The sequence below is a fragment of the Mesorhizobium sp. M7A.F.Ca.CA.002.05.1.1 genome, assembly GCF_003998335.1.
Classification (GTDB): Bacteria; Pseudomonadota; Alphaproteobacteria; order Rhizobiales; family Rhizobiaceae; genus Mesorhizobium.
On sequence record NZ_RZQI01000962.1, the window covers coordinates 1 to 2191 of the forward strand.

Here is a 2191-nt window from a genome sequence, read left to right on the forward strand (position 1 = left end):
GGCTGCGCGGCGACCTTACCGCGAGCTTTCTGATCCGCACCATCGCGCATGGCAAGGTCGATTTCTTCGGCTCGGCGCTGGTCGCGCTCAGCCAGCAGTCCGAACAACGGGTGAGGGCGCTGCTGGCCGGCGGGCACGACGTGGCGTTGCAGGCGTTGTTCCGCAGCGCCGGCCTCGCCGCAGTCACCCATGCCATCATCCTGCGCGCGCTGAAGATCTGGCGCGAGGTCGCCAACGGCAAGCGCGTCGCCGGTGTGCAAGAGGTCAGCTGGCTGATGCTCAAGGAGGTGGGCGGGCAGTCCGCGGAAGGCGATCTTGCCACGCTGGTCAAGTCGATCCATCTCGACGCGCTGCGCGAAAACGCACGCGGCCACGCACTGGCGATAGCGGCGGCTTAGCCTTTATCCCTCGCGAAAAAGTCCGGGAAATCCTCCATCGCCGCGGCGATGATGCGCAGCGATGCTGCGATTTGCAGCAATTCGCCGGTGCCGTTTCGCTCGGCGATGTTCGCTGCGTACTGCCGGGCGACGGCGACGGTCGAGGTCTGTGGATCGCCGGGGGCGCGGAAAAGCAGTTCGCGCGCCAGTCCCCTCAGGAAGTTGGCGATCGAAAGCGCGGTCTCGGATGGAATGGCATGGCTTTGGCTTGCATCGCGCAGCCGAAGGACCTCCAGGCCGACGGTGACGGCGGCGACTCCGCCGCCCAGAACCGCATCGCCCTTCTGACCGGCATTCTGCACCAGCGGCATCAGCTGGTTGATGCGGTCGTAGGCGAGGCTCTCGAAGGCCGACCGCCTCGGCACCCGCTCATGCAGGCAAAGCCGCGCCAGATCCTCGCGCATGGCGCGCACGATCCGGTTGGCCGCGAGCCACGGATCGGCTGGCAGCACGACGATGAAGACACCGATCGCCAGCAGGATGCCGACCAGGATCGACGCCGACCCGGCGAAGAAGGGTACGGGATCGTAGGTCATCGCCTGGTGCGGGCTCAGGAAGGCGAGGAAGTTGATGGCGAAGGCCGTCGCCACGCCGACATAGCGTGGATTGGCCATGGCCAGCGCCGTCGGTACAAGAATGGGCACGACAAACAGCATGAACCAGCCGAAGCCCGGCAAAGCGGGCAGCGCGATCTGGCCGACGAGAAAGGCAAAGGGCAAAGCGAGCAGCGTTCCCTTGAAGAAACCCCAGGCGACCTGCACAGGGTCGGGGCGAGCAGCAAACAGGCTCGATACGACAGCAACGAGGATGACCGTGCCGGCCGCTTCCGACCATTTCGTCGTCAACCAGAAAGCCGCGACCAGCAGCGTGGCAAGGGCAGCGCGCAAGGCGTTACGCGATGCGCCGGCGTAATCGCGATGCACCACCAGCGCAGGCTGCCTGCTGCCCCTGGCCAGGCGCGTGGCAGGCGCGCGCAGGGCGTCGAGGCCGCGCAGCACCTGCTTGAGCGCCTCGGCGAAATCGGCGGCGATGGTCAGGCGGGTGATGGTGCCGACCCTGTCGTCGCCCTGGTCGGTCGAGGCATCTGGCATTTGCCGGGCGTTTCCGGAAATCGCATCGAGCCGAGCCACCCACAGCGCCGTATCGTCCAGCGCGCCGGGCTTGGTCGCCAGCTCGCTGACCAGCGACTGCAGTTCCGAGCGCACCGGGATGAGCGCCGCATTCTTCGGGGCGGCGTGCGAATGCAGCGCGCGTGCCGCCGACAGGGCCGAGAGCAGCTGTCCGATGGTGCGACGGACTGGATGGGCGCGCGGCGCGAAGCTCGGCGCCTCGAGCCTGGCATAGGCGCGCATCTCGCCGAGCGTCTGGGCATCAGTGATCAGCTTTCGGTGCAGCGTGGACAGCGTTGCCGGGTCGCCGCCGGAGAACGCACCGCCGGCATAGGTGGCAAGATCAAGGATACAGCGTTTCAGGCGCGAGACGATGGCGTCGCTGGCCAGTTTTGGCAGGATCAGGCGGCTGGTCAGGCCGGCGCAGACAATGCCAAGCACGATCTCGGCACATCGCGCGACCGCGAGGTCGACGACGAGATGCGGTTGTCCGAAGGCGGGCAGGCCGATGATCATTGCGGTGTAGCCGGCGAGCGCGGCGCCATAGGCTTCCGGATTGCGCAGCAGCGACGAGACGAAGGTGCAGATGCCGATCCAGACGGCAAGCACCGTCACCAGCACCCAGGGGTTGGTGCCGAATACGGT

General features: G+C 67.0%; 2 protein-coding genes. One reads left to right on the forward strand and one right to left on the reverse strand.

The window, feature by feature from the left end; genetic code table 11:
* Positions 1-398: DUF2336 domain-containing protein (locus EN939_RS31175; RefSeq protein WP_127271456.1), on the forward strand; the 398-nt coding region annotated here is incomplete at its 5' end.
* On the opposite strand, the gene EN939_RS31180 is transcribed toward EN939_RS31175, so the two are convergent.
* Positions 395-2191, reverse strand: a 1797-nt coding sequence (locus tag EN939_RS31180; RefSeq protein WP_164751379.1) for an FUSC family protein, incomplete at its 5' end; no start/stop codon positions are given. The genes EN939_RS31175 and EN939_RS31180 overlap by 4 nt on opposite strands.